The sequence below is a fragment of the Pseudaquabacterium terrae genome (genome assembly GCF_013266755.1).
In the GTDB taxonomy this organism is placed as follows: Bacteria; Pseudomonadota; Gammaproteobacteria; order Burkholderiales; family Burkholderiaceae_C; genus Pseudaquabacterium; species Pseudaquabacterium terrae.
In genome coordinates, this window is the sequence record NZ_JABRWJ010000007.1 from 511,283 (window position 1) to 532,664 (window position 21,382).

The window sequence follows — 21,382 nt, forward strand, 5'->3', positions numbered from 1 at the left end:
CGAACCGAAACGGAGACAAGAGATGCCCAAGACCCGTGTCGTGGTGGTGGACGATTCCGCGCTGGTGCGCGGCCTGCTCGCCGAGATCATCAACAAGCAGCCGGACATGGAATGCGTCGGCGCGGCGAGCGACCCCTTCGTCGCCCGCGAGATGATCCGCAACCTGAATCCCGACGTGATCACGCTGGATGTCGAGATGCCGAAGATGGACGGCATCGACTTCCTGTCGAAGCTGATGCGGCTGCGGCCGATGCCGGTGGTGATGGTCAGCACGCTGACCGAGCGGGGCGCCGAGGTCACGCTGCGCGCGCTCGAGCTGGGCGCGATCGATTTCGTCGCCAAGCCGAAGATCGGCGTCGCCGACGGGCTGCGCCAGCTTGCCGAGGACATCACCGAGAAAGTGCGCACCGCATCGAAGGCCCACGTGCGGCGGCTGCCACCGGCGGCCGCGCCGGCCGGCGCGGCACCGGGCGGCGCAGCGGCCGCGGGCGTGCGGCCGGCGGCGCCGGTGGCCTCGCTGGGCCGGCTGTCGACCGAAAAGCTGATCTTCATCGGCGCCTCCACCGGCGGCACCGAGGCGACCAAGGAAGTGCTGATGAACCTGCCGGCCGACGCGCCCGGTGTCGTCATCACGCAGCACATGCCGGCCGGCTTCACGCGCAGCTACGCCGCGCGGCTCGATGGCCTGTGCCGCATCCGCGTCAAGGAAGCGGTGGATGCCGAGCGGATCCTCCCGGGCCACGCCTACATCGCACCGGGCGGGCTGCACCTGTCGGTCGAGCGCTCCGGCGCGAACTACATCGCCCGCGTCAAGGACGGCGACCCGGTCAACCGCCACAAGCCTTCGGTCGAGGTGCTGTTCGAATCGGCGGCCCGCGTCGTCGGGCAGAACGCGCTGGGTGTGATGCTCACCGGCATGGGCGCCGACGGCGCGCGCGCCATGAAGACGATGCGCGACGCCGGCAGCTACAACTTCTGCCAGGACGAGGCCAGCTGCGTCGTCTTCGGCATGCCGCGCGAGGCCATCGCCCACGGCGCGGCCGACGAGGTGCTGCCGCTGCAGCGCATCGCGCCGGCGCTGCTGGAGCGCCTGCGCTCGACGGTCGGCGCCGCCATCCACCGGGTCTGACCCGGCGCCGGCGGTCACCGGCTGAGCGCCGTTCAGCCGTACCAGCGCACCCCCCCACCAGCCAGATCGGCACGAGCGGCGCGCAGCGCCAGGCTGTCGACCTCGCGCCGCGCGGCCGCCTCGGCCTGCAGCCACTCGGGTGCGCCGATGTCGCGCAGCGTCGCGTCGTTCAGCTCGATCGCGGCTTGCAGGTCCATTTCTTCGGCCGAGGCGGCACGCGTCGTGCGCAGCCGGCTGAAGTGCTCGCGCGCCGCCTCGGTCCAGCGCTGCCACAGCGGACGGTGCAGCGGAATCGTCACGGGCATCGTGCAGGTATTGGCATTCATGGTGCGCTCCTGAAGGGGTTTGATTCGACGTGCTGGTAAGCATAGTCATCCATCATCGGCAGCGAAATCGATTTGTTCCGGCCAATTTGGTCAGCTATGCTTACCATCATGGCCCGCCTACCGCTGCACACCCTGCCCACCTTCCGCCTCGTCGCGAAACGCCAGAACCTGCGCGCCGCCGCCGACGAGCTGCACCTGACGCACAGCGCCGTCAGCCAGCAGATCAAGCTGCTCGAAGAGCAGATCGGCTTCGAGCTGTTCGACCGCAGCGGCCGGCGCATCGCGCTGAACCCGGCCGGCGCGGCGCTGCTGCCTGCGGTCGAAGCGGCGTTGACGCAGCTCGACGAGGGCCTGCGCGCGGCGACGGCCACCGCCGCCGGCGACGCCCAGCGCGTGCGTGTGACGCTGCTGCCCTCGTTCGGCCAGCGCTGGCTGCTGCCGCGCATGGGCCGCTGGCGCGCGCGGCACCCGTGCATCGCGCTCGAGATCGAGGTCTCGCAGAAGGTGATCGACCTGCAGCGCGAAGGCTTCCACGTCGCGCTGCGCCAGGGCGCCGGGCCGTGGCGCGGGCTGGTCTGCGAGCGCCTGATCGCCTCGCCGCGCGTCGCCGTCGCCACGCCGGAGATCGCGCGCCGGCTGCGCGGTGCCGATGCGGCGATGCTCGCCGATGAGCCGCTGCTCGGCGATGCCGACCTGTGGCAGCAGTGGTTCGCCCAGCTCGGCCACACCGCGCGCGTGAACCCGGTCGCCAGCTTCAACGACGCCGGAATGATGCTGCAGGCCACCGAACAAGGCCTCGGCCTGGCCTTGACGCGCGAGCTGCTCGCCGCCGATGCGCTGCGCGACGGCCGACTGGTGCGCCTGTCGCAGCAGTCCTTGCAGGGGGATGGCTACGACACCTTCTGGTTCGTCTACCCTCCGGGCCTGGCCGACTGGCCGCCGCTGAAGGCCTTCCACGCGTGGTTGCGCGAGGAGCTCGCGCAGTCCGCCGTCGAATTGACCGGCGGTGTCGCCGATGATTTGGCCGGTGCTGCATCCGTTTCGCCGGCCGCGCCGTAAGTGGCCGACCCGACCCACCCGAGGAGCCCTCGAATGATCCGTCTTGCCCCGTTGAGCCTGACCCTTGCCGCCGCTGTGCTCGCTGCCTGCGCGCAGGCACCGTCAAAGCCGTCGGCCGCCGCGCCCGCAGCGGTGCCGGCTGCCTTGCAGCCCGGCGCGGGCCAGGCACTGGTCGCCACGATCGGCGCCAACGGCGTGCAGATCTACGAATGCCGCGCCGACAAGGACAAGCCTGGCGCGGCGGCTTGGGTCTTCGTCGCCCCCGAAGCCGACCTGCTCGATGCGCAGGGCAAGACCATCGGCAAGCACTACGCCGGCCCGTCGTGGGAGTCGCTCGACGGCAGCAAGCTCGTCGGCACGGTGAAAGCGCGCGCCGCAGCGCCGCAGGCCGGCAACATTCCGTGGCTGCTGCTGACGACGCGCTCCGTCGGGCCGGCCGGCAGCTTCGCCAAGACCAACAGCATCCAGCGCATCAACACCGAAGGCGGCGAAGCACCGCCGGCGGCCGGCTGCACGACAGCGGCGATCGGCAAGGTCGAGCGCGTCGGCTACACCGCCGACTACCTGCTCTTCGCGGACAAGTAGGCTCAGGCGGGCGCGAGGAACAGCGCCTGCAGGTCCGACAGGAAGTCGAAGCCGCGCGCGGTCGGCCAGACGCGTGTGAAATCGCGCTCGAGCAGCCCGCGCGCTTCGGCCTGCTGCAGCGGCGCGGCAATCGCCGTCACCGGCAGCCCGGTGCGGGCGCTGAAGTCAGCCAGCGTGAAGCCTTCGCGCAGCCGCAGCGCATTGAGCATGAACTCGAACGGCAGCTGCGCGCGCGGCACTTCGTCGTCGTTGCTCATCGCGGCGCCGGCCTGGGCCTTCTCGATGTAGGTCATCGGCTCGCGCCAGCGCACCTGGCGCACGACGCGGTGCGGGAAGCTCAACTTGCCGTGCGCGCCGGCGCCTAGCCCCAAGTAGTCGCCGAACTGCCAGTAGTTCAGGTTGTGGCGGCAGCGGTGGCCGGGCTTGGCGAAGGCCGAGACTTCATAACGCCCCAAGCCCGCGGCCGCGGTGCGCTCGACGATGACATCGAGCATGTCGCTGGCCAGGTCGTCGTCGGGCAGCCCGGGCGGCGGCTGCAGCGCGAAGCGCGTGTTCGGCTCGATCGTCAGGTGGTAGACCGACAGGTGCGGCGGCTGGAACGACAGCGCGATGTCGAGGTCGGCATGCAGCTGCGCCAGCGTCTGCCCGGGCAGCGCGTACATGATGTCGAGGTTGAAGGTCTCGAAGGCGCTCTTCGCTTCCTCGATCGCCGCGCGCGCCTGTGCGCCGTCGTGCACGCGGCCCAGCTTCTTCAGCATCGCATCGTCGAAGCTCTGCACGCCGATCGACAGCCGCGTGACGCCGGCGGCGCGGAAGGCCTTGAAACGCTCGCGCTCGAAGGTCCCCGGGTTCGCTTCGAGCGTGATCTCGCATCCGGCCTCCAGCGGCAGCCGCGCGCGGATCGCCGCCAGCAACTGGTCGATCGCCTCGGGCGAGAACAGGCTCGGCGTGCCGCCGCCGATGAACACGCTGATCACCGGCCGGCCCCAGACCTGCGGCAGCGCGGCGTCGAGGTCGGCGAGCAGTGCGTCGATGTAGCGCTGCTCCGGGGGCCGGCCATCCGGCAGCGCGTGGGAGTTGAAGTCGCAGTACGGACACTTCTTCAGGCACCACGGCAGGTGCACGTACAGCGCCAGCGGCGGCTGCTCGCTCAAGCTCAGCGTGCCCGGGCGCAGGTAGCGTTCGACGATGTCCATGGCCGCTTCTTTCGGATGCTAGGAGCCGAGGTGCCAGGCCTCATGCAGCTGCACGCGCAGCGCGGCGGCCGAGCGCGCGCGGTGGCTGAACCGGTTCTTGCGCTCGGCGTCGAGCTCGGCGACTGTGGCACCGAGCGCGGCGATGAACATCAGCGGGTCGTAGCCGAAGCCCTGCGTGCCGCGCGGCGCGTGCAGGATCTCGCCCGGCCAGCGGCCGACGGCGATCAGCGGCTCCGGATCGTCGGCATGGCGCAGCGCGACCAGTGTGCTGATGAAGTGCGCGCGGCGATCTGCCGCGCCGTGCAGGCGTTGCAGCAGCAGCGCGTTGTTCACCGCATCCTGGCGCCGCCGCCGCTCCTCGCGCGCTTCGCCCGCGACCGCCTCGACCTCGCCGGCGTAGTGCGCCGAGATCACGCCCGGCGCGCCGCCGAGCGCGCTGACGCACAGGCCGGAATCGTCGGCGATCGCCGCACCATGGCAAGCCGCCGCCGCATGCCGCGCCTTGACCAGCGCGTTCTCGACGAAGGTGCCGTGCGGCTCCTCGGCCTCGGCGATGCCGAGCTCACCCTGCGTGACGATCTCCAGCGGCAAGCCGGCGAGCAGCGCGCGCAGCTCGGCGAGCTTCTTCGCGTTGTTCGAGGCCAGCACCAGCCGCATGATGGTCAGCGGGGCAAAGGCAGTGCCAGCGCCGCCGCCTGGGCCTGCACCAGCTCGCGGATGCCCTTGTCGGCGAGCGCCAGCAGCGCATCCATCTCGCTGCGCGTGAAGGACGCGCCCTCGGCCGTGCCCTGCACCTCGACGAAGCCGCCGGAGCCCGTCATCACGACGTTCATGTCGGTGTCGCAGGCGGCATCCTCGGTGTACTCGAGGTCGAGCAGCGGCGTGCCCTCGACGATGCCCACCGACACCGCGGCGACCGGCTCCTTGATCGGGCTCTTCGTGAGCAGCCCCTGGCCGATCAGCCAGTTCACCGCATCCTGCGCTGCCACCCAGGCGCCGGTGATCGCCGCGGTGCGCGTGCCACCGTCGGCCTGCAGCACGTCGCAATCGATCAGGATGCTGCGCTCGCCCAGGGCGGCGAGATCGAACACGCAGCGCAGCGAGCGGCCGATCAGGCGCTGGATCTCCTGCGTGCGGCCGCTCTGCTTGCCGCGCGCGGCCTCGCGGTCGCCGCGGGTGTGCGTGGCGCGCGGCAGCATGCCGTACTCGGCCGTCACCCAGCCCTCGCCCGAGCCGCGCTTGTGCGGCGGCACCTTCTCCTCGACCGACGCAGTGCACAGCACGCGCGTCTCGCCGAAGCACACCAGCACCGAGCCCTCGGCATGGCGCGTGAAACCACGCTGGATCACGATCGGGCGCAACGCGTCCGCCGCACGGTTGCCCGCGCGCTTGAATTCACTCATCGGGAATACCTCAGTGCTTCTTCTGGGAGGACTTACGAATGGCCTCGTTGATCTCACGGATCGAGCGCTCGATCTCGGCGTCGTCCAGCTCGTCGGGCGGCGCCTCGCCGGCAGCGAGGCTGGCCTGGATCGTCGAGGCGAAGACCTCGTCGCCGAGCGCCTGGGTCGAGACGGCCACCGTCGATTCGTGGTCCTCGGCGGCCTCCCACTCGACGGCCAGGATCGTCACGTTGTCGCTCTTCGCGCCGGCATTGCGCAGCGCCTGCTCGGCGAGCTCGGGCACCGCATCGGAGATCGGCCGCAGCGCGAGCTGCTCGGTGATCACCGCATCGGTCACGCTGCCCCACAGTCCGTCGGAGCACAGCAGCAGCTTGTCGCCCGGCTGCAGCAGCAGCGGACCGGCGGTGTCGACGACCGGCTTGCCCGGCGAGCCCAGGCAGGTGAACAGCACGTTGCGGTTGAAGCGCTGCGCGATCGGCACCACCTGCGCCATCGTGTCCTGCAGCTCGGTGTACGAATGGTCGCGCGTCCGGGCGATCAGCTTGTCGCCGCGCACCAGGTACAGCCGCGAATCGCCGCAATGCGCCCAGTACGCGGCATTGCCCTGCATCACGCAGGCGACGATGGTCGTGCGCGGCGTGTCCAGCAGCGCCTTGTCGGTGGCATAACGCAGCAGCTGGTGGTGGCCGGCGAGGATGGCGTCGTGCAGGAAGCGCAGCGGATCCTTCAGCCCCGGCTTGGCATCGCGCTGGTACAGCGCTGCCATCGTCTGCAGCGCCAGTTGCGAAGCCACCTCGCCTTCCGGATGGCCGCCCATGCCGTCGGCCAGCGCGAACAGGCCCGAGCTGCGGGTATAGCAATACCCCATGCGGTCTTCATTCTTCTCGCGACCGCCCTTGCGGCTGACCTGGTAGACGGAGAACCTCATCGGCATGCTCTGCTGACACTCAAGGCTTGGCGCCCGACTTCAGGTTCTCGATCTGCAGCTTCAGCCGTTCGCTGAAGCTGAGCTTGGTGTAGCGCCGTTCGGTCTCGCGCGAGAGCTCCTTCTGCAGCGCGAACACGCTCTGCGGCCGCGACAGCGGGTCGAGCGACATGCACCATTCGGTGACCTCGATGAGGTTGTCCGAATAGACATTGCGCAGCCGCGACAACGACAGCGCCAGGCGATCCTTCTCGAGCCGCTGCGGCGCATCGTTCGGCGGGTAGCCCTGCATGCAGGCATAGATGCAGGCGCCGATCGCGTAGATGTCGGTCCACGGGCCCAGCGTGCCGTCGCGCCGGTACATCTCGGGCGCCGCGAAGCCCGGCGTGTACATCGGGCGAATGAAGTTGCCTTCCTTGCTCAGCACTTCGCGCGCGGCACCGAAATCCAGCATCACCGCCTTGTTGTCGTTGGTGATGAAGATGTTCGCCGGCTTGATGTCCAGGTGCAACATCTTGTGCTGGTGCACGATGCGCAAGCCGCGCAGGATTTCATCGAACAGACTGCGGATCGTCGACTCGCGAAATACCTTGTCGCGCTTCAGATCGCGCGCGGTGACGATGAAATCCTGCAGCGTATCGCCCTGCAGGTAGTTCATCACCATGTAGACGGTTTCGTTCTCGCGGAAGAAATTCAGCACCGAGACGACGCTGGAATGCGAGATCTGCGCGAGCGAGCGGCCTTCTTCGAAGAAGCTCTTCAGGCCCAGGCGGTACAGCGGCTGCTTCTCCGGCTTGACGCGCGGCGTCAGCTCGCCCGGCGAACGCTCGGCCAACGACGCCGGCAGGTACTCCTTGACCGCCACCAGATGCCGATCGGCATCCTCGGCCAGGTACACCACGCCAAAACCCCCAGCCGCCAGTTTCTTGACGATCGAGTACCCCCCGACCACAGTGCCCGCAGGCAATGGGGCAGGTTTCGGCTTTGACATAATTGGTGATTTCGCTCTAACAAATTGTCGATGGCAGTCTACAGCATGACCGGTTTCGGCAGCGCCAGCGCAGCCGCTGCAGCACCTGCCGAAACGGCACCGGCCGCCTCGACCGCGGGGGCGGCTGCAACGGTCGAACTGCGCTCGGTCAACGGCCGTTTCCTGGACCTCGCGCTGCGGCTGCCCGACGAGCTGCGCGGGCTGGAGCCGGCGCTGCGCGAGCTGGTCGGCCAGGTCTTCAAGCGCGGCAAGATCGAGCTGCGGGTCGCGACGCAACGGGATGCCGACGGCGCCTTGCCGCAGCCGCAGGCCGAGCAGCTGATGCGGCTGGCGCAACTCGAGTCGACGGTGCAATCCTGGCTGCCGAACGCCCGCCCCTTCAGCACCAGCGAGGTCTTGAACTGGTGCCGCGGCGGCGCCGGCACCGAACGCCTGGACGACGCGGTGATGCAGGCCGCGCGCACCGCGGTCGAGGCCCTGCGCGAGGCACGCGGACGTGAAGGCGCGCGGCTGGTGACGATCCTGCTGGAGCGCATCGCGCGGCTGCGCGAGCTCGCTGCACAGGCCGTGCCGCTGGTGCCGCAGGTCGTGCAGCGCCAGCAGCAGCGTTTCCTCGAGCGCTGGCACGAGGCGCTGGCCAATGCCGGCGCCGCCAGCACCGTCAAGCCCGAAGCGCTGCAGGAGCGCGCGCTCAACGAGGCCGCCGCCTACGCGCTGCGCATCGACGTGGCCGAGGAGCTGTCGCGGCTGTCGGCGCATCTGGACGAGATCGAACGCCTGCTCGGCGCCGGCGGCGAGCTCGGCAAGCGGCTCGACTTCCTCATCCAGGAGCTGCATCGCGAGGCCAACACGCTGGGCTCGAAATCGTCGGCGCTGGAGCTGACCAACGTCTCGGTGGAGATGAAGGTGGCGATCGAGCAGATGCGCGAACAGGTCCAGAACATCGAATGAGGTGCCCCGGATGAGCGACTCCCTAGTCACCGCGCCGATCGAGACGCCGGGCAACCTCTTCGTCGTCGCCGCGCCGTCGGGTGCCGGCAAGTCCAGCCTGGTCAAGGCCCTGCTGGAGCTCGATTCGCACCTCGCGGTGTCGATCTCGCACACCACCCGCAAGGCGCGCGGCCAGGAGCAGCACGGCCGCGAATACTGGTTCATCGACGAGCCGGAATTCCGCGCCAAGATCGAGCACGGCGACTTCTTCGAGTGGGCCGAGGTCCACGGCAACCTCTACGGCACCTCGCGCAAGGCCATCGAGACGCGCCTGGCGGCCGGCGAGGACGTGGTGCTGGAGATCGATTTCCAGGGTGCGCTGCAGATCAAGGAGCTGTTTCCGCATGCGGTGCTGATCTTCATCCTGCCGCCGAGCTGGGACGAGCTGCGCCAGCGCCTGCAGCGCCGCGGCGAAGACCACCCCGAGGTCATCGAGCAGCGCATGGCCAATGCGCGCGAGGAAGTTTCCCAGGCCCGGCATTTCGACTTCGTTATAATCAACAGCTTGTTCGAAACGGCGCTTTTCGATCTGAAGACCGTCGTTCACTCCCAGCGCCTGAAGTACGTCGCACAAATGCGCAACAAGTCGCAGGTTTTCGCGGCGCTGGACCTGGTCTGAAAAGACCTTCCGCAACGACTGGACCCCATGGCCCGCATCACTGTCGAAGACTGCCTGCAGAAGATTCCGAACCGCTTCCAGCTCGTGCTCGCCGCGACCTATCGCGCGCGCATGCTGAGCCAGGGCCACGCACCGAAGATCGAAACCAAGAACAAACCTGGCGTCACTGCGCTGCGCGAAATCGCCTCTGGCGAAGTCGGCGTCGAGATGCTGCGCCGCGTGCCGCTCTGAGCTGCAACGCTGCGTCTGCCGTCCACGGGCACCTTCGGGTGCCTTTGACAAGAGGGCACCTTCGGGTGCCCTTTGCTTTTCCCGGCCTCACCGTTGCCTCGGCCAAAGCAGGCTAAATTCGGGCCATGGGGATCCGATCGTTCGCCGCTGAACTGCTGTTGCCTGCCGCACTGCAGCCGCGCCTTCGATCGGCCGTGGTCGACACCTCGCCGAAGGCCGAGGCCGCATCCTTCGCCGCGCTGTCCGACAAGCTGAGTTACCTGTCGAAGGCCGAGATCAAGCAGATCCGCGAGGCCTACAAGTTCGCCGATGAGGCCCATCTGGGCCAGTTCCGCGCCAGCGGCGAGCCCTACATCACGCATCCGATCGCCGTCGCCGGGCTGGTCGCCGACTGGCGGCTCGACGCGCAGGCCGTGATGGCCGCGCTGATGCACGACGCGATGGAAGACTGCGGCGTCACCAAGGTCGAGCTGATCGAGCGCTTCGGCGCACCGACGGCCGAGCTGGTCGACGGGCTGACGAAGCTGGACAAGCTGCAGTTCCCGAACCGCGAGGAAGGCCAGGCGGAGTCGTTCCGCAAGATGCTGCTGGCGATGGCGCGCGACGTGCGCGTGATCCTCGTCAAGCTCGCCGACCGGCTGCACAACATGCGCACGATGGCCGCGATGCAGCCGGCCAAGCGCAAGCGCATCGCCCGCGAGACGCTGGACATCTACGCGCCGATCGCGCACCGGCTCGGCCTGAACCAGATCTACCGCGAGCTGCAGGAGCTGTCGTTCGCGCACCTGTTCCCGTGGCGCCACGGCGCGCTGGACAAGGCCGTCAAGCGCTCGCGCGGCTACCGGCGCGACATCGTCGAGCGCGTGCACCACGATGTCGAGAAGGCATTCGCGGCCGCCAAGCAGAAGTCCCTGGTCTCGGGCCGCGAGAAGACCGTCTACTCGATCTACCGCAAGATGCGCGAGAAGCACACCAGCTTCGCGCAGGTCAACGACATCTTCGGCTTCCGCATCGTCGTGGCGACCCTGCCCGACTGCTACCTCGCGCTCGGCGTGCTGCACCAGCTGTACAAGCCGGTGCCCGGGCGCTTCAAGGACTACGTCGCGATCCCGAAGCCGAACGGCTACCAGTCGCTGCACACGACGCTGGTCAGCCCGCTCGGCACCGCGGTGGAGTTCCAGATCCGCACCGAGCAGATGCATGCGGTGGCCGAGAGCGGGATCGCCGCGCACTGGCTCTACAAGAACGACCGCCGCTCGGGCGGTGCCGGCGACGCGCATCCGCTGGGCGCGATGTGGCTGCAGTCGCTGCTCGACATCCAGGACGAGACGCGCGACGCGGCCGAATTCCTCGAGCACGTGAAGATCGACCTGGTGCCCGAGGCGGTCTACGTCTTCACGCCGATGAGCAAGATCATGGCGCTGCCGCGCGGCGCGACGGCGGTGGACTTCGCCTACGCGATCCACTCCGACGTCGGCGACCACTGCGTTGCCGCGAAGGTCAACAGCGAACCGGTCGCGCTGCGCACCGAGCTGAAAAGCGGCGATGTCGTAGAGATCGTCACGGCGCCCGGCGCGCGGCCGAACCCGGCGTGGCTGAACTTCGTGCGCACCGGCCGCGCGCGCTCGAAGATCCGCCACTTCCTGAAGACGATGGAGCAGGAAGAGTCGCGCAGCCTGGGCGAGAAGCTGCTGCAACAGGCGCTGCGCGCCGAGGGCCTGACGCTGCCGTCGACCGACCCCACCGACACCGAGGCCAACGCGCTGTGGCAGCAGCTGACGCGCTGGAGCGGCAACCGCGGCCGTGGCGAGCTGCTGACCGACATCGGCCTCGGCCGCAAGATCGCCACCATCGTCGCCAAGCGGGCGGCGCAGCTGATGGCCGAGCGCGGCACGCGGCCCGATGCGCTGACGCTGACGCTCGGCCGCTATGCCGCCGACGATGCAATCCCGTCGCAAGGCGGCGTGGCGATCGACGGCAGCGAAGGCGCCTCGGTGCAGCTGGCCACCTGTTGCCGGCCGATCCCGGGCGACGCGATCGTCGGCTACCTGGGCCGCGGCGAAGGGCTGCTGGTGCACACCGCAGACTGCCACAACGGCAAGCGGCTGAAGGAGCGCGATCCGGAGCGCTGGATGGCCGTCGAATGGGCCGAGCAGCCGGTGCGCCCCTTCGAGACGATGATCGCCGTGCAGGTGCGCAACGGCAAGGGCGCGCTGGCCCAGGTCGCCGCTTCGGTCAGCGCCGCCGAAGCCGACATCACGCACATCGACATGGACAACGAGCGCGACGCCGATGTCGCCGAGCTGCGCCTGTCGCTCGCGGTGCGCGACCGCCATCACCTGGCCGACGTGCTGCGCACGCTGAAGCGGTCACCGCCGGTGCTACGGTCGGCGCGGGTCAAGCCTTGAGCTGACGCGACCGGCCGGCTGCATCGGCCAAGTGCGGGCCGCGCGCGGGTGAATTTGTCACTCGGGCGGGATTGCATTGTTCATCGGCTGCGGCGGGGGTGCCTGCGTACATTGCTCGTCAAGCCCTCCTGACGAGAACGCCGATGATGAGCACCACGCCCCTGCGAGCCCCCGCCAGCGCCCCGATTGCGCGGCAGGCTTGGCGCATGCCGTCGGACCCGGGCGCTGGCTGGCGCCTCGTCGACGGCACGCCGATCCGGCTGCGTCCGCTGAGCACCGTCGATGGCGAGCGCGAGTTCGGTTACGCCATCGCGGTGCCCGACGAAGGCGGCGAACGCCTGATCGGCGAGGTGCGTCTCGTCGTCGACGGCAGCTCGGGCAGTGCCGACATCACGCTCGTCATCGCCGACGCCTGGCAGCGTCACGGCATCGGCACGATGGCGCTGCTGGCACTGGCCAGGGCCGCGGCGCAGCGGGGGCTGCGCTGGCTGCATGCCGACGTCGACGACGCGAACCAGGCCATGCTGCGCATGCTGCACCGCTGCGGCTTCATCGCGACGCCGCATCCGGACGACGTGAACCGCACGCACCTGCACCTGCTGCTGCTGCCGCCCTTCCCAGGTCAGCAACGCGATTGACGCAAGTGGAATATTGCACTCCGGCCCGGCGTCTTCCTTGGTTGGAAAGGGCAACGGCGCTGCCTAGAGTCGTCGTGCCTCGACTTGCGCCGACGATGAGCTTTGTCGTTTCCCGCCGCACCCACCCCACCGCCACGCCGGCCCCGCGCGATCCCCTCGAAGCCGGTGCGCAGTGGCGGCTGCCTGACGGCGCGTGCGTGCGCTTGCGGCGCGTACGCCCGTCTGACGCCAACGCGCTGGCACGGCTGGTGCGCGAGCTGTCGCCGTGCACACGGCGCGCCCGCTTCCCGGGGTCGCTGGGCGCCTTGACGGCGACGCAGCTGTCCGAGCTGACCGACGTCGACTTCGATCATCACGTCGGCTGCGCCGTCACCATCGTCGACGACCGTGGCGAGCAATTGGTCGGCGAAGCGCGCTACATGGTCGACGGCAGCTCGGGTACCGCCGACATCGCGCTCGTGCTCGACGACGCGTGGCAGCGTCGTGGCATCGGCACGCGCGTGCTGCTGGCCGTGATCACCAGCGCGACGCAACGCGGGTTGCACTGGCTGCGCGCCGACGTGGGCCGCGACAACACCGCGATGCTGTCGCTGCTGCAGCGTTGCGGATTCGCCGCATCGCCGCACCCCGACGAGGTCGAGCTCATGCAATTGCACCTTCAGTTGCAAGCGCTGCCGTCCCCGGACTGACACGGCCGGCGCGGCGGCGCTTCCTATAATCCCGCCGACGCGGGTCGAGCCCGTGATCGGACGGGCCGACGGTGCGATTCGAAGAACTCCTCGACGCTGCCGCGCAGCTGCTGCAGCGGCGCCGGCGCATCTCCGGCCGCGCGCTGCAGCGCGAATACGCTCTCGACGATCCGACCCTCGCCGACCTGATGCACGAGCTGGTCGATGTGCTCGGGCTGGCCGATGTCGATGCGCAGGGCATCCTGCAAGCGCGCACGTTCGCGCCGCCGCCGGCGCTGCCCACCGAGCCCGAGCGCCGGCTGCTGACCGTGATGTTCTGCGACATCGTCGGTTCGACACGCCTGGCCGGCACGCTGGATCCCGAGGACTGGCGCGACCTGCTGCACCTGTTCCAGCGCGAGAGCGCATCACTGCTGCAGCCCGCCGGCGGGCACATCGCGCAAGTGCTCGGCGACGGGCTGCTGGTCTACTTCGGCTGGCCGCAAGCGCACGAGGACGATGCCGAGCGCGCGGTGCACGTCGCGCTGGCGCTGCAGCCGGCGCTGCAGCGGGCCTTCCCGGCGCGGCTGCGGGCGATCCACCCCGGCGGACTGCAGGTGCGCATCGGCATTCACACGGGCATCGTCGTCGTCGGCGAGGTGGGCATCGGCGACCGCCGCGAGCTGCTCGCGCTCGGCGAAGCGCCGAACCTCGCCGCGCACATCCAGGCCTTCGCGGCACCGGGCACGGTGCTCGTCAGCGACACCACGCTGCGCCTGCTGCGAGGAGGCTTCATCGCGCAGGATTTGGGGCCGCACCGGCTCAAGGACGGCGCGCCGCCGATTCGGCTGGCCTGGGTCCAGGGCGAGCATCATCCTGCCGACCGCCGTCCCGCCGAGCAGGTCCCTTTGGTGGGCCAGGACGAGCGGCTCGCCAGCTTGCACCAGGCCTGGCAGGCGGCGTCGGCCGGCGCGGGCCGCGCTGTGACGTTGCGCGGCGAGCCGGGGCTCGGCAAGACCCGTCTGGCCGGCACACTGCGTGCTGCGGCCCAGGCGGCCGGCGCCGAAACGATCGTCCTGCGCTGCTCGGCGTTCCACCGCCAGAGCCCGCTCTATCCGCTGGTCGAGCTGCTTGCGCGCCGCACCGGGCTCGACGCGCAGGCGTCGGAAGACGAGCTCGTTGCCCGCCTCGGCGCCGTGATCGACGAGGCCGGCCTGGCGCCGGCGCAAGCCCTGCCGCTGTTGGCCGCGCTGATCGCGCCCGGCTCGCACGCCGCGCAACCGACCGCGACGCTGACGCCGACCGAGCTGATGCGCGACACGCTGGCGCAGCTGCAGCCGTGGCTCGCCGGGCGGACCGGCCCGCGGCTGCTGCTCTGCGAGGACGTGCACTGGGCCGACCCGTCGACGCTGCGCTTGCTGCAGCAACTCGTCGCCACGGTGACCCACCGGCCGGGCCTGCTGCTGTTGCTGACGCAGCGCACCGACTTCGACCCGCCGTGGCACGTCGGCCGTGACACCGAGCTGATCGAGCTGCCGCGCCTGTCGCCCGACGAGATCCGGCTGCTGGTGCAGCAGCTCGCACGCGCCGAGCAGCACGCGTTGCCGGGCCCGCTGCTCGAGCGCATCGTCGAGACCGCCGACGGCGTGCCGCTGTACGCCGAGGAAATCCTGCGCGCCGTGCTGCAGGCGCCGGGGACCGACCAGGGCTGGCCCGAGCAGGTGCCGGCGACGCTCACCGCGTCGCTGAGCGCGCGGCTGGACCGGCTCGGCACCGGCAAGGCGGTAGCGCAAGCGGCTGCGCTGCTGGGCCGCGAGTTCTCGTTCGAAACCCTGGCCGCCGTCAGCGAGCTGCCCGTGCCGGCGCTGAGCCTGGCATTGCACCAGCTCGTCAGTACCGGGCTGTTGCGAAGGCGCGGCGTCGCGCCGCAGGCGCGCTACGTGTTCCGCCATGCGCTGCTGCAGGCCGCGGCCGAAGAATCGCTGTTGAAGAGCGCGCGTCGAACCTTGCACCTGCGCATCGGCGACACGCTGCAGGCGCAGTTCCCCGGTCTGCGCGAGCTCGAGCCGGAGACGCTCGCTCGCCACTTCAGCGAAGGCGGCGATGCGATGCGTGCCCTGCCGCTGTGGCGGCACGCCGGCGAGCGCACGCTGGCGCGCTCGGCGGTGATCGAGGCACTCGCGCACCTCGACCAGGGCATGGCGCTGCTCGATGCGCTCGACGCAGGCGATGCGCGCGACCGCGCCGAGCTCGGCCTGCAGGTGCTGCGCCTGGCGGCGCTTCGCGCATCGCAGGGCGTCGCCGCCGCGGCGACCGGTGCGGCCGCCGAGCGCGCCGCCGGGCTCGCACGCGCGCTGCACGAGGACAACGCGTTGATCACCGCGCTGAACGGCCTGTACTCCTTCCACATGGTGCGCGGCGAGTGCGCCGCGGCGCTGGCGCCGGCGCGCGAGATGCTGCGGCTGGCCGACACGCTCGACGATCCGACGATCGAGATGATCAGCCACCGTGCGCTCGGCGCGGTCAGCTTTCACATCGCAGACCCGCTGAATGCGCGCGCGCACCTGGAGCGCGCGCTCGCCCTGTACGACCCGCAGCGGCACGCGCAGCTCGCGCACACGCAGGGCATCGACCACCGCGTGATGGCCGGCAACTTCATGGCGCTGACCTTGCTGATGCTGGGCGAGGACGACGCCGCGCGCGCGCTGCAGGACGAGCTGATCGCGCATGCCGAGGCGATTGCGCATGCCCACAGCCTGGGGCAGGCGCTGGTGTTCGGCTGCCTGCTGCTGTCGATCCTCGGCGACGGCGTCGGCCTCGCCGCGCGCGCCGCGCACACCGCACGCGTGGGCCGCGAGCATGGCTTTGCGCTGATCGCCGGTGCCGGGCGCTTCTTCGAGGGGGCCGCGCTGCTGCATGGCGGCGACCCGGCCGCCGCGCTGCCGGCGATGCGCGAAGGGGCCGCCGCCTGGTGGGGCACCGGCGCGCGCAACTACCGCGCCCATGGCGAGATGCTGATGGCCCAGGCCGAGCTTGCGCTCGGCCGCCTCGACGACGCGCGGGCGCTGCTGCGCGCGGCCCATGAAGGCATCGCCCAGACCGGAGAGACCTGGCTCGAAGCCGAGTTGCGCCGCGCCGAGGCGCTGATGCTGCGCGAGGCCGACGGCGATGCGCCGTGCGAGCGACGCCTGATGGAGGCGCTGCGCCTGGCGCAGGCACAGCACGCGCTCGGCTGGCAGCGTCGCTGCCGCCAGGCGCTGCAGGCGCTTCAGGCCAACGGCGCCGCATCGACCAGCACGCCCTGACGCCACCCGCGTCGCACTCTGTGGCGTACCGAGCGATCCGCTTGTGTCAGCGGGCGCGTTCCGCCACGCGCTTCACCAGGCGTGCGGCAGCTTCTTGCGGATCACCAGCAGCTTGGAGTTCTCGTCGGTCACGACGTACTCGCCGATCGCCAGTTCCTTCATGACCCGGTGCACCATCTCGCGCGACGAGCCGACGCGGTCGGCGATGTCCTGCTGCGTCAGCCGCTGGCGCACCTGGCGCTGCTCGACGTGGTCGCCGATCGGATCGGACAGCTCCATCAACACGCGCGTGACGCGGCCGTAGACGTCCTGCAGCGCGAGGCTCTTCACCTGCTCGGTGAGCCGCCGCACCATGCGGATCAGCTTGCGCGTCAGGTGGCCGGCGAACTCCGGGTGCTCGACGAGAAAGGCATCCAGCCCGTCGCGCTGCACGACGCAGCAGGTGGTGGGCTCGAGCGTCTTGATCGACACCGAGCGCTTGTCGCCGTCGAGCGCGAGCTCACCGACGTAGTGGCCCGGGCCGAGCTCGTCGAGCACGATCTCGCGGCCCTGCGTGCCGGCCGAATAGGCCTTCACGCGGCCGCTGAGCAGGATGAAGATCGAATCGCTGACGTCGCCCTCGTGGATCAGCACGGTGTTGGCGGCGAAATTGCGCGTTCCGCCGTGGCGCGAGATGGCCGCGAGCAGGCTGTGCGGCAGGCGATCGTTGTCGGTGTTGGGCAGCTCCATCATCGGCGGCGATTATGGCCGGCCGGCCATGGAACCTTGGCAATAAGTCACAAGGCGCTTGTGAATTCCAGCGCCACTTTGGTTCGTCGTCGCCGCCTACATTGAGCCCAGACCGTCGCACGACGGCATCGGCTCAGGGAAAGAGGCCGCGCGGCACCAAAGCCGTGACGAGCTGGGATCGGGGCGGGCAACGCGGTGCGTTGTCCGCCCTGCTCTTTTTGGGGGTCAGGCAGGCGCTAGTTCTGCTCGCCGGGCACGGGGTAGTCGACCTCCAGCACTTCCAGCGTTTCCAGCCCGCCCGGCGTCTGCAGCCGCACCTCGTCGCCGACGCGCGACTTCAGCAACGCCCGCGCGATCGGTGCCACCCAGCTGACCTGGCCCTGCAGGTTGTCGGCCTCGTCGATGCCCTTGATCGTGATCGTGCGTTCCTCGCCCTTGTGATTCGCATAGGTCACGGTGGCGCCGAAGAACACCTGGTCGCTGCCATGGTGCGCCGACGGGTCGGCGACCTCTGCGATGTCCAGCCGCTTGGTCAGGAAGCGGATGCGCCGGTCGATCTCGCGCAGCCGCTTCTTGCCGTAGAGGTAGTCGCCGTTCTCCGAGCGATCGCCGTTGCTCGCCGCCCAGTGCACCACCTCGACCATCTTCGGCCGCTCGACGTCGATCAGGCTCAGCAGCTCCGTGCGCAGGCGCTGGTAGCCCTGCGGCGTGATGTAGTTCTTGCCACCGGCGGGCAGCGGCGGCAAGCCGGCCGAGTCCTCGTCGTCATCGTCGAGGGCACCGTCGGGTTCGCGGGTGAAGGCCTTGTTCATGATCAAGGGAAGTCTAGGCAAGGATGCGCGCGGTTCACAGCAAGGACACGCCCGGCAGGGTCAACAGCGAGGTTTCGCGCATCAGGCGAACGAAGTCGACGACGTAGGGCCGCTCGCGCAGCCGCAGCGGAACGGCGGCATACAGCCGGCCCGTGAGCCCGTCCGGACCGATGCGCTGGCGGGCCACGTAGCCGCGGTCGAGGTAGTGCTTGACGGCCCACAGCGGCAGCGCCGCGACGCCGCGACCGCTGGCGACGAGCTGCAGCATCGCCACCGTCAGCTCGGTGGTGCGGCGTGCCGGCGTGATGCCCGCCGGCAGCAGCACGCGGCGCACCAGATCGAGCATCTCGTCCGGCACGGGATACGTGATCAGCGTCTGCGCCGCGAAGTCCGCTGCGGCCAGCCAGGATTTCGCGGTCAGCGCATGCCCCGGCGGCAGCAGCGCGACGATCTCGAAGCTGAACAGCGGCAGGAACACGACACCCGGCTCCTGCGTCTCGGCCAGCTCCGAGACGATCGCCACGTCCGCGCGGTCCTGGTGCAGCAGGCCGACCGGGTCGGCCTGGAAGCCGGACACGATGTCGAGCTCCACCTCCGGCCAGCGCGGCCGCAGCGCGTCCATCGAGGGCATCAGCCAGTCGAAGCAGGTGTGGCACTCGACGGCGATGCGCAGGGCGCCCGCGGCTCCGGAGACCAGCCGCGCGACGTCGCGCTCGGCGTCGTCCAGGCGCGGCAGCACGTCGCCGGCCAGCCGCAGCAGGCGCTGGCCGGCGGCGCTGAAGACGATCGGCTGCGACTTGCGCTCGAACAGCACGCTGCCGTAGTGGTCCTCCAGCGCCTTCAGCTGGTGCGACAGCGCCGACTGCGTCAGGTTCAGCAGCTGCGCGGCGCGCGACAGGTTGCCGGCCTCGCGCAATGCCTGCAGGGTCTTCAGGTGCCGCAGCTCCAAGGGCGATGTCGTCATGAACCAAATTCAAGCTGATCAGCAGAAACTTTCGTTTGAATCATAGAGCCTGCACTCCGATGATCCTGGCCATGATCAAGATCCACACCCTCGGCTTCCCGCGCATCGGTGCGCAGCGCGAGCTGAAAACCGCCCTCGAACGCCACTGGCGCGGCGAGATCGACGCCACCGCCCTCGAAGCCACCGGCCGCGAACTGCGCGCACGCCACTGGGCGCTGCAGCGCGATGCCGGGCTCGATGTCGTGACGGTCGGCGACTTCGCGTTCTACGACCAGGTTCTCGACCACCTGCTGCGTTTCGGTGCCGAACCGGCGCGCTTCGGCTTCGCCGGCGGCGAGCCGGAGCTGATCCGCTGCTTCGCGCTGGCGCGCGGTGTCGCCGCCGGCGCCGATGCGCACGGTGAGGGCTGCAGCTGCCCGACCCACCCCGCCGGCGGCCAGCGCGCGCTGGAGATGACCAAGTGGTTCGACACCAACTACCACTACCTGGTCCCGGAATACGAACCCGGCACGCGCTTTCGCCTCGCCTCACGCCGCCTGCTCGATGAAGTGGCCGAGGCGCAGGCGCTCGGCCATGCGGTGAAGGTCGTGCTGCTCGGTCCGCTGACGCTGCTGTGGCTGGGCAAGTCGGTGGTCGATGGATTCGAGCGGCTCTCGCTGCTCGACGCGCTGCTGCCGGTCTACACCGAGCTGCTGACCCGCCTGGCCGCCGCCGGCGTGCAGTGGGTGCAACTCGACGAGCCGATCCTCGGCCTCGACCTGCCACCCGCGTGGCGCGCGGCCTTCGAGCCGGCCTATCGCGTTTTGGGCGCGGCCGACGTCTCGATCCTGCTGGCGACCTACTTTTCGCCGCTGCGCGAGAACCTGACCATGGCCTGTCGGCTGCCGGTGGCCGGACTGCACGTCGATGCCGTGCGCGCCGGCGACGAGCTGGCCGAGGTACTCGACCAGCTGCCGCCCGAGCGCGAGCTGTCGATCGGCATCGTCGACGGCCGCAATGTCTGGCGCAGCGACCTCGATCGCGCGCTGGCGGCGTTGCGCCCGGCCCTGGAGCGCCGCCGCGGCCGGCTATGGATAGCACCGTCATGCTCGCTGCTGCACGTGCCGATCGGCCTGGCCGACGATGGCACGCTCGACCGCGAGCTGCGCAGCTGGCTGGCCGGCGCCCGCGAGAAGCTCGACGAGCTGCAGGTTCTGCGGCGCGCGCTCGGCGAAGGCGAGACCGCCGTGCGCGGCGAGCTGTTCGCTGCCCGCGCGGCGGTGGCTGCACGCGCCGCCAGTGCCCGCGTCAAGAACTCGACGGTGGCCGAGCGCCTCGCTGCGCTGCCGCCCGACGCCGACCGCCGTGCCTCGCCGTTCGAGGTGCGGCAAGCCGTGCAGCAGGCGAAGCTGCAACTGCCCGAATTCCCGACCACGACGATCGGCTCCTTCCCGCAGACGCCCGAGATCCGCGCCGCCCGCGCCGCCTTCCGTCGCGGCGAATTGCCGGCCGAGGCCTACCGCACCGCGATGCAGCGTGAGATTGCCGACGCCGTCGCGCGCCAGGAAGCGCTGGGCCTCGATGTGCTGGTGCACGGCGAGGCCGAGCGCAACGACATGGTCGAGTACTTCGGCGAGCAGCTCGACGGTTTCGCCTTCACCGCCAACGGCTGGGTGCAGTCGTACGGCTCGCGCTGCGTCAAGCCACCGATCCTGTTCGGCGACGTCGCGCGGCCGCGGCCGATGACGGTGGAATGGGCGCGCCATGCGCAAGGCCTGACGAAGCGGCCGATGAAAGGCATGCTGACCGGCCCGGTGACGATCCTGCAGTGGTCCTTCGTGCGCGACGACCAGCCGCGCGAGCACACCACGCTGCAGATCGCGCTGGCGATGCGCGACGAGGTGCGGGACCTCGAGGCGGCCGGCATCCCGATCATCCAGATCGACGAGCCGGCGCTGCGCGAAGGCCTGCCGCTGCGCGCGGCCGATGCATCGGCGTATCTTCGCTGGGCGACCCGCGCCTTCCGCATCAGCGCCGCCGGCGTGCGCGACGAGACGCAGATCCACACCCACATGTGCTACGCCGAGTTCAACGACATCCTGCCGGAGATCGCCGCGCTCGACGCCGACGTGATCACGATCGAGACCAGCCGCTCGGACATGGCGCTGCTGCGCGCCTTCGGCGACTTCCGCTACCCGAACCAGATCGGCCCCGGCGTCTACGACATCCACTCGCCGCGCGTGCCCGACACGCAGGAGATGCTGCGGCTGCTGGACAAGGCGGCGACGGTCATTCCGCGCGAGCGGCTGTGGGTCAACCCGGACTGCGGGCTGAAGACGCGCGGCTGGCCGGAGACCGAAGCCGCGCTGCGCAACATGGTCGAGGCGGCGCGCACGCTGCGGGCGGCGCACACCGCCTGACGAAC

General features: G+C 70.0%; 20 protein-coding genes. 11 read left to right on the forward strand and 9 right to left on the reverse strand.

Going from position 1 to position 21,382, the window contains the following annotated elements; translation table 11 throughout:
- The first annotated feature begins 22 nt into the window (after positions 1 to 22).
- A complete protein-coding gene (locus HLB44_RS24380) occupies positions 23 to 1,129 on the forward strand; it encodes a protein-glutamate methylesterase/protein-glutamine glutaminase (protein ID WP_173128450.1) in 1,107 nt (368 codons plus the stop codon).
- Positions 1,130 to 1,161: 32 nt separating this feature from the next.
- Here HLB44_RS24380 and HLB44_RS24385 read toward each other — a convergent pair whose 3' ends face one another.
- Positions 1,162 to 1,455 carry a hypothetical protein gene (locus HLB44_RS24385; RefSeq protein ID WP_173128453.1) on the reverse strand — a complete coding sequence of 98 codons (294 nt, stop codon included), beginning with the start codon at positions 1,453 to 1,455 and terminating at the stop codon, positions 1,162 to 1,164.
- A gap of 96 nt (positions 1,456 to 1,551) precedes the next feature.
- On the opposite strand from HLB44_RS24385, the gene HLB44_RS24390 reads away from it, so the two are divergent.
- Positions 1,552 to 2,514, forward strand: a complete 963-nt coding sequence (locus HLB44_RS24390; RefSeq protein WP_173128456.1) for a LysR substrate-binding domain-containing protein — start codon at positions 1,552 to 1,554, stop codon at positions 2,512 to 2,514.
- 33 nt (positions 2,515 to 2,547) lie between these two features.
- A complete protein-coding gene (locus HLB44_RS24395) occupies positions 2,548 to 3,099 on the forward strand; it encodes a DUF3455 domain-containing protein (protein WP_173128459.1) in 552 nt (183 codons plus the stop codon).
- Between the two features lie 2 nt (positions 3,100 to 3,101).
- Here the strand turns inward: HLB44_RS24395 and hemW are convergent, their stop codons facing one another.
- The 5 genes from hemW to HLB44_RS24420 are packed head-to-tail and all read right to left on the reverse strand — an operon-like array spanning position 3,102 to position 7,614.
- On the reverse strand, positions 3,102 to 4,295 hold the full coding sequence (gene hemW, locus HLB44_RS24400; protein ID WP_173128462.1) for a radical SAM family heme chaperone HemW: 1,194 nt from the start codon (positions 4,293 to 4,295) through the stop codon (positions 3,102 to 3,104).
- 18 nt (positions 4,296 to 4,313) lie between these two features.
- Entirely contained in the window at positions 4,314 to 4,952 is a 639-nt protein-coding gene (rdgB, locus tag HLB44_RS24405) for an RdgB/HAM1 family non-canonical purine NTP pyrophosphatase (protein WP_173128466.1), read from the reverse strand.
- A 5-nt stretch (positions 4,953 to 4,957) separates the two neighbouring features.
- Positions 4,958 to 5,698, reverse strand: coding sequence for a ribonuclease PH (gene rph / locus HLB44_RS24410; RefSeq protein WP_173128469.1), 741 nt, complete (start codon positions 5,696 to 5,698; stop codon positions 4,958 to 4,960).
- A gap of 10 nt (positions 5,699 to 5,708) precedes the next feature.
- Entirely contained in the window at positions 5,709 to 6,626 is a 918-nt protein-coding gene (locus HLB44_RS24415) for a PP2C family protein-serine/threonine phosphatase (RefSeq protein ID WP_173128472.1), read from the reverse strand.
- 19 nt (positions 6,627 to 6,645) lie between these two features.
- Positions 6,646 to 7,614 carry a serine/threonine protein kinase gene (locus HLB44_RS24420; RefSeq protein WP_173128474.1) on the reverse strand — a complete coding sequence of 323 codons (969 nt, stop codon included), beginning with the start codon at positions 7,612 to 7,614 and terminating at the stop codon, positions 6,646 to 6,648.
- A gap of 30 nt (positions 7,615 to 7,644) precedes the next feature.
- Here HLB44_RS24420 and HLB44_RS24425 point away from each other — a divergent pair, with 30 nt between their 5' ends.
- The 7 genes from HLB44_RS24425 to HLB44_RS24455 all read left to right on the forward strand — a co-directional run bounded on the left by HLB44_RS24425 (position 7,645) and on the right by HLB44_RS24455 (position 16,473).
- Positions 7,645 to 8,565, forward strand: coding sequence for a YicC/YloC family endoribonuclease (locus HLB44_RS24425; RefSeq protein ID WP_173128477.1), 921 nt, complete (start codon positions 7,645 to 7,647; stop codon positions 8,563 to 8,565).
- A gap of 37 nt (positions 8,566 to 8,602) precedes the next feature.
- Entirely contained in the window at positions 8,603 to 9,223 is a 621-nt protein-coding gene (gene gmk / locus HLB44_RS24430; RefSeq protein WP_173128680.1) for a guanylate kinase, read from the forward strand.
- 27 nt (positions 9,224 to 9,250) lie between these two features.
- A complete protein-coding gene (rpoZ, locus tag HLB44_RS24435) occupies positions 9,251 to 9,454 on the forward strand; it encodes a DNA-directed RNA polymerase subunit omega (RefSeq protein WP_173128480.1) in 204 nt (67 codons plus the stop codon).
- A gap of 125 nt (positions 9,455 to 9,579) precedes the next feature.
- Positions 9,580 to 11,862 carry a RelA/SpoT family protein gene (locus HLB44_RS24440; protein WP_173128483.1) on the forward strand — a complete coding sequence of 761 codons (2,283 nt, stop codon included), beginning with the start codon at positions 9,580 to 9,582 and terminating at the stop codon, positions 11,860 to 11,862.
- Positions 11,863 to 12,068: 206 nt separating this feature from the next.
- On the forward strand, positions 12,069 to 12,500 hold the full coding sequence (locus HLB44_RS24445; protein WP_173128486.1) for a GNAT family N-acetyltransferase: 432 nt from the start codon (positions 12,069 to 12,071) through the stop codon (positions 12,498 to 12,500).
- Between the two features lie 95 nt (positions 12,501 to 12,595).
- The gene (locus HLB44_RS24450) at positions 12,596 to 13,189 is read left to right on the forward strand and encodes a GNAT family N-acetyltransferase (RefSeq protein WP_173128489.1); all 594 of its coding nucleotides are present in this window, start codon (positions 12,596 to 12,598) and stop codon (positions 13,187 to 13,189) included.
- A 71-nt stretch (positions 13,190 to 13,260) separates the two neighbouring features.
- A complete protein-coding gene (locus tag HLB44_RS24455) occupies positions 13,261 to 16,473 on the forward strand; it encodes an AAA family ATPase (RefSeq protein WP_173128492.1) in 3,213 nt (1,070 codons plus the stop codon).
- Between the two features lie 72 nt (positions 16,474 to 16,545).
- On the opposite strand, the gene HLB44_RS24460 is transcribed toward HLB44_RS24455, so the two are convergent.
- The 3 genes from HLB44_RS24460 to HLB44_RS24470 all read right to left on the reverse strand — a co-directional run bounded on the left by HLB44_RS24460 (position 16,546) and on the right by HLB44_RS24470 (position 18,978).
- Positions 16,546 to 17,202 carry a Crp/Fnr family transcriptional regulator gene (locus HLB44_RS24460; protein ID WP_173128495.1) on the reverse strand — a complete coding sequence of 219 codons (657 nt, stop codon included), beginning with the start codon at positions 17,200 to 17,202 and terminating at the stop codon, positions 16,546 to 16,548.
- A gap of 236 nt (positions 17,203 to 17,438) precedes the next feature.
- Positions 17,439 to 18,014 (reverse strand): transcription elongation factor GreB, encoded by a 576-nt coding sequence (gene greB, locus HLB44_RS24465; RefSeq protein WP_173128498.1) that lies wholly within the window; start codon positions 18,012 to 18,014, stop codon positions 17,439 to 17,441.
- Between the two features lie 34 nt (positions 18,015 to 18,048).
- Positions 18,049 to 18,978, reverse strand: a complete 930-nt coding sequence (locus HLB44_RS24470) for a LysR family transcriptional regulator (protein WP_173128501.1) — start codon at positions 18,976 to 18,978, stop codon at positions 18,049 to 18,051.
- Between the two features lie 71 nt (positions 18,979 to 19,049).
- Here HLB44_RS24470 and metE point away from each other — a divergent pair, with 71 nt between their 5' ends.
- Positions 19,050 to 21,377: a 5-methyltetrahydropteroyltriglutamate--homocysteine S-methyltransferase gene (gene metE, locus HLB44_RS24475; protein ID WP_173128505.1), complete on the forward strand. Its 2,328-nt coding sequence runs from the start codon at positions 19,050 to 19,052 to the stop codon at positions 21,375 to 21,377.
- The last annotated feature ends 5 nt before the right edge of the window (positions 21,378 to 21,382 follow it).